The following is a 6,154-nucleotide window of genomic DNA, read 5'->3' on the forward strand; positions in this document are numbered from 1 at the left end:
CACCAGCACCCGCTCCCGCTCGACGGGGTCGAGGGTGTCGAGTCGTCCGACGGGCAGGTCGGCGTCGGAGACCAGCGTCTCCAGGACCCGCACCATCCGTCGGCCGAAGTCGCGGGCGTACTCCGCGTCGTAGAGGTCGGGGCGGTAGTCGACGCGGAAGGACAGCTCGGCGCCGCGCATCGTCGCGACGACGTTCACCGCGAAGTGCGTGCCGCCCTTGATGTCCGCCGACGCGACCCGGAGCCGCTCGGTGTCCGTCGGGGCCGCGAGGTCGCCCTCCTCGACCGGGTAGTTCTGGAAGACCATGGCTGTGTCGAAGAGTTCGCCGTGTCCGGCCCAGCGCTGGATGTCGGCCAGACCGGCCCACTGGTGGTCCAGGAGGCGGGTCTGTTCGGCCTGCAGGCGGCGGGCCGCTGACGGCGGGGTCCAGGGTGAAGGAGACGTGCTCGGGCGCGGCCGAGGCCACCGCGGCGTCCGGGGCGAGCAGGGTGGCCTCGTCGAGGCCGGCGAGGGACTGCTGCCAGGCCTCCCGGGCGGCGTCCCGGTCACGGGCGTCGAGCCAGGTGAGGTAGTCGCGGTACGGACGGACCCGGGGCAGCGAGGAGGGCTCGCCCGCAGCGGCGTACAGCGTCATCAGTTCGCGCAGCAGCACCGGCATCGACCAGCCGTCGAGCACGATGTGATGGTTCGTCATCACCAGCCGGACCCGGTCCCCGGACAGGCGTATCGCCGTGAACCGCAGAAGCGGCGGGCGGCCCAGGTCGAACCGGCGTGCGCGGTCCTCAGCTGCGAGCCGGTCGGCCTCCGCACGGCTCTCCTGCTCGGGTCGGTCCGTCAAGTCGACGTCTTGCCAAGGAAGTTCGACGTCCTGGAGGACGAGCTGTGCCCAGGCGCCGTTCTTGCGCTGGCGGAACCCGGCGCGCAGGTTGGCGTGCCGCCGCAGCAGGGCCTGCGCCGCGGCGCGCATGCGGTCCCCGTCGTAGAAGCCCTCCAGCTCGAACGCGACCTGGCCCACGTAGAGGTCGGGTCCCTCGCTGTGGAGCAGCCCGAGGAACACGAAGCCCTCTTGCAGCGGGGAGAGCGGAAGGATGTCCTCGATCTTGCCACGCGAACGAGACGGTTGCTGACTCACTGCTCAATCTCCCACTCGGACTCAAGGTCGGACTCGAACTCCTCGATCTCGGACTGACTGAGCGAGTCGAGTGTCACGTCGGACGGGGTCAGGCCACCCGCACCGGGGCGGCCGGCGTGCTCTACCAGGGCTGCGAGAGCCCGGAACCAGTGCCCGGCCAGCTGCCGGGCGTCCTGGTCGGGGACCAGGCGACGTGCATAGGTCCAGTCGGCGCGCAGCTGGGGGCCGTTCTCCCCTTCGTACGCGACCGCGCTGATCTCCACCGCGTGGGCCATCGGCGCCGTGGGGCGCGAGGCCGCGACTCCGCCGCCGATCACGGTCCACGGCTCCGGAGTCCCCGACGCCGAAGTGGTGCGGCGCCCGAGGTAGTTGAATCCGAACTCGGGCTCGGGCAGCCGGGCGAGGCGGGGGCCCGCGGTGGGGTTGAGGTGGCGCAGCAGGCCGTAACCGATGCCGTCGCCCGGCACGGCGCGCAGTTGCTCCTTGATCTGCTTGAGACTGTCGCGCAGGGCGTCGCCGTCCTGGCGCAGCCGGGTCCAGTCGGCGACGTCAGGCGCGAGCCGCACCGGGTGGAGGGCGGTGAACCAGCCCGCGGTACGGCTGAGTTCGGCACCCGGCACGGCATCCTCGTGGCGTCCGTGGCTCTCCAGGTCGACCACGACGGGCGCGTCGGCGTCCTCGCCGCGGACACGCCGCCACTCGGCGACGGCGAGCGCGAAGGCGGTCAGCAGGACATCGTTCACGCTCGCGTTGACGCTGACGGGAACCTGCGTGAGCAGTGCCTCGGTCGTCGCGGCCGGCAGGTCGAGGCTGAGACGCCCCGACCGGCCCTGGACGTCGCGTTCGCGGTCCACCCGCAGCGCGGCCTCCCCGGCGAGGGTGGTCTCCCTGGCGAGCGTGGTCTCCCAGTGGGCCGTCTCGGCCTCGACGCGCGGGTCGGTGGCGAGCCTCTCCAACGAGGTGGCCCACTGCCGCCACGAGGTACCGACGGGGGCGAGTTCGGCACCCCCGTACGCCGCCGCGAGGTCCGGTACGAGGATGCTCCACGTCACCGAGTCGACCACCAGGTGGTGGGCGACCAGGATCAGCAGTCCGTCCTGCCCGGCCCCCCGGTCGATCCTGACCGCCTGGAACATGCGGCCGCGGGCGGGCGCGAGGCGGTCCCGCGCGGCGCACGCCGGCCCGGTGACCAGGCCCTCGATGTCGTCGGCGGAGTCGGCTGCTTCGACGACGTCGAGGATCTCCGCGGCCGACACGGTGCCCGGCCTGCGGACCTCCGTGGTCCCGTCGGGGCGGACGAGCAGCCGCAGCGCGTCATGGTGGTCGAGCACCTTCTGGAGGGCGCCGGCCAGGCGGCCCGCGTCCAGCGCGGAAGGCAGGGACACCACGACGGACTGGTTGAAGTCGTCGCCGCCGAGACCCAGTTCGGCGATCCGCGCCATCACGGGCGTCAGCGGGACGGGGCCGTAGGGGTCGACCTCGGCGACCTCCGACGCGGTGACGTCCTCCCGGCTGCCGAGCGCCTCGGCGAGCTGAGCCGTCGACTGGTGCTCGAAGACATCGCGGACGGCGAGGGGGAGCCCCGCCGCACGGGCCCTGCTGACGAGCTGGATGGACAGGATGCTGTCGCCGCCCAGATCGAAGAACCCGTCGTCGACCCCGACCGTCGGCAGGCCCAGCACCTCGGCGAAGAGCGTGCACAGCAGCTCCTCGACGGGTGTGCGGGCGGCCCGCCCGGTGGACCCCGCGGCGTAGTCGGGGGCGGGCAGCGCCTTGCGGTCCAGCTTGCCGTTCGCGGTCAGCGGCAGGGCGTCGAGGACGACGAACGCCGACGGCACCATGTAGTCGGGCAGGGCCTGGCGCACGAAGGCGCGCAGCCCGTCCGTGTCCACCTCGCCGGTCCGGCCCTCCGCCGCCACCACGTAGCCGGTCAGGCGCCGGTCACCGGGCCGGTCCTCCCGGACGACGACGGCGGCCTGGGCCAGTTCGGACCGGGTCGCGAGGACCGTCTCGATCTCGCCGAGCTCCACGCGGAAGCCGCGGATCTTCACCTGGTCGTCGGCGCGCGCCAGGTACTCCAGCTCGCCCGCCGGGTTGTAGCGCACCAGGTCACCCGTGCGGTACATCCGCTCGCCCGACCCGCCGAACGGATCGGCGACGAACCGCTCGCAGGTCAGGTCGGAGCGGTGCAGATAGCCGCGCGCCAGGCCGCTGCCGGAGATGAACAGCTCTCCCGGCACGCCCGCGGGAACCGGCTGGAGGTACCGGTCGAGGACGTACGCCCGGGTGTTCCCCGTCGGCCGCCCGATCGGCAGTGTGCCCCGCGCCGCGTACGGCGCCCTGACCTCGTGCTGCGTCACGCACAGCGTCGTCTCCGTCGGCCCGTACAGGTGGCGCAGCACCGTGTCCGGAGCGTGTTCCAGAACCCGGGCGACCGCGGCCGGCGAGACCACGTCACCACCGGTCAACACCTCCCGCACCCCGGCGAAGCACTCCGGAGCCTCCTCGGCGATGACCCGGAAGAAGCCCGCGGTGAGGTGGATCGCGGTGATGTCGTGGGCGGAGATCAGCTCGGTGATCGCGGCGGCGTCCAGATGCCCGGGCGGCGCCACGACGACCGTCCCGCCGGAGACCAGGGGCACCCACATCTCGTAGCAGGACACGTCGAACGCGTGCGGGGCGTGCAGCAGCACCCGCTCGTGCGTGCCGGGCCGCCAGCAGTGGTCACGGACGAGGTCCACGACTCCGCGCTGGGTGACGGCCACACCCTTCGGCAGCCCGGTGGATCCGGACGTGTACATCACATACGCCAGGTCCTGCGGGTGCAGCCCCACGCTCAGCTCGCCGTCGTGCCGTGCGTCGGACGGGGCACCGTACTCGTCCACCACCAGGAGCCGGGCACCCAGCTCCCCGGCCCGAGCGGCCTCCGCACGGTCGGCGAGGATCAGCGTGGCGGCGGTGTCCGCCACGACGTAGCGCATTCGGTCCAGCGGATAGGTGTCGTGGAGCGGCACATACGCGCCGCCCGCCTTGGCGATGGCCAAGGTGGCCACGACGTGCGTCAGGGACCGCTCCATCAGCATGACCACCGGGGTCCCCGGCCGCACCCCCTCCTGGCGCAGGAGACGCGCCAACCGGTGCGCACGGGCGTCGAGTTCGGCGTACGACACGCTCGTCGCGCCCTGCACCGCGGCCGGCGCGTCGGGTGTGCGGGCCACCTGCGCCGCGAACAGCTCGGGCAGCGTCGCGTCCAGGCTCTCCAGCGTGGTGGCGGTTCCCTCGCCGAGCAGCCGGCGCCGCTCGGCCTCGCCCAGGATGCCCACCTCGGAGAGCCGCACGCCCGGGTCGGCGGTGACCTCTTCCAGCGTCCGTACGAACCGCTCCACCAGGGACCGCGCCGTCGACCTGTCGAACAGATCGGTCCGGAAGTCCAGGGCGCCGGTCAGCCCGGTGCTCCGGCCCTCGCCGTCCCGCGTCTCCGCGAGGGCGAAGGCGAGGTCGACCTTGGCCGCGCCGAGCCTGCTGCGCTCCGCGGTGACCCGCAGCCCCGGCAGGCCGAGCGAGGCATCCGGGTCCGTCTCCGCCGTGCTCAGGACGAGCATCACCTGGAAGAGCGGGTGGTGCGCCAGCGTACGAGCCGGGTTGAGCGCCTCGACGAGCCGCTCGAAGGGCAGATCCTGGTGGGCGTAGGCGGCCAGGTCGGCGCGCCGCGTGTGCTCCAGGAGCTCCTGGAAGGTGGGGTTGCCGCTGGTGTCGGTGCGCAGGACGAGCGTGTTGACGAAGAAGCCGATGAGGTTCTCCGTCGCGTCGTCCGTGCGCCCGGCGACCGGCGTCCCGATCGGAATGTCCTCGCCCGCGCCGAGCCTGGTGAGCAGGGTCGCGAGCGCGGCCTGCACCACCATGAACGTGCTGGTGTGCGTGGTACGCGCCAACTCGGTCAACCGGCCGTGCAGTTCCGCACCGAGCGTGAACCCGACGCGGTCGCCCGCCTGGCCGGCGACAGCGGGGCGGGGCCGGTCCGTGGGCAGGTCGAGCTGCTCGGGGAGCCCGGCGAGCACGTCCTTCCAGTAGGTGAGTTGCCTGCCCGCGATGCTGTCCGCGTCGGCGTCGTCGCCGAGGACCTCCTTCTGCCACAGGGCGTAGTCGGCGTACTGGACCGGCAGCGGCTTCCAGCCGGGCGCGTCGCCCGCGCACCGCGCCGTGTAGGCGGCGGCGAAGTCCTGGGCCAGGGGGGTGCGGGACCAGGCGTCGGTGGCGATGTGGTGGATGAGCAGCAGCAGGACGTGCACCTGCTCGGACACCCTGAACAGGGTTGCCCGTACGGGAATGCCGGCCGCCAGATCGAAGGCGTGATGGGCGGCTTCCGAGAGCTTCGCGTCGAGCCCGTCCTCATCGCCGTCGACGTCGACCACGGTCAGCGGAAGGAGCTCGGGCGCGTACGCGTGGATGACCTGCCGGGGCCCGTGCTCGTCCTCGGCGTAGGTGGTGCGGAGGCTTTCGTGGCGGGCGACGAGGTCGCGCAGGGCGTGGTGCAGGGCGTCCTGGTCGAGGGTGCCGGTCAGGCGGAGGGCGGTGGGGATGTTGTAGGTGGGGGTGGGTCCTTCGAGCTGGTGGAGGAACCACAGCCGCTGCTGGGCGTAGGAGAGGGGGATCCGCTCGGGCCGGGCCTGTGCGGTGAGCGCGGTGCGGGCACGGTCGGCCCCGTCGAGCGCCCCGGAGACCCCGGCGATGGTGGGCGTCTCGAAGAACTGCCGTACGGACAGCTCGACCCCCAGCGCCGTGCGGACACGGCTGACGAGGCGGGTGGCGAGGAGGGAGTGTCCGCCCAGGTCGAAGAAGTTGTCGTCGATGGTGACTCGGTCGACGCCCAGAACCTCGGCGTAGAGGGCGCAGAGGATTTCCTCGCGGGGGTTGCGTGGGGCTCGGCCTGCTGATTTTGCGGTGTAGTCGGGGGCGGGGAGGGCTTTGCGGTCGAGTTTGCCGTTGGGGGTGAGGGGGAGGGCGTCGAGGGTGACGATGGCC

General features: G+C 72.7%; 2 protein-coding genes and 1 pseudogene. All 3 read right to left on the bottom strand.

Going from position 1 to position 6,154, the window contains the following annotated elements; all coding sequences use genetic code 11:
• Positions 1-357, bottom strand: a 357-nt coding sequence (locus IE97_RS43375; protein WP_234331901.1) for a condensation domain-containing protein, incomplete at its 3' end; no start/stop codon positions are given.
• 121 nt (positions 358-478) lie between these two features.
• Positions 479-1,132: pseudogene (locus IE97_RS43380) on the bottom strand (condensation domain-containing protein); the annotation flags it as partial.
• Positions 1,129-6,154, bottom strand: a 5,026-nt coding sequence (locus IE97_RS0137700) for a non-ribosomal peptide synthetase (RefSeq protein ID WP_037845423.1), incomplete at its 5' end; no start/stop codon positions are given. The pseudogene IE97_RS43380 and the gene IE97_RS0137700, both read right to left, overlap by 4 nt.

The organism is Streptomyces sp. NRRL S-455, assembly GCF_000717875.1.
Taxonomy (GTDB): Bacteria; Actinomycetota; Actinomycetes; order Streptomycetales; family Streptomycetaceae; genus Streptomyces.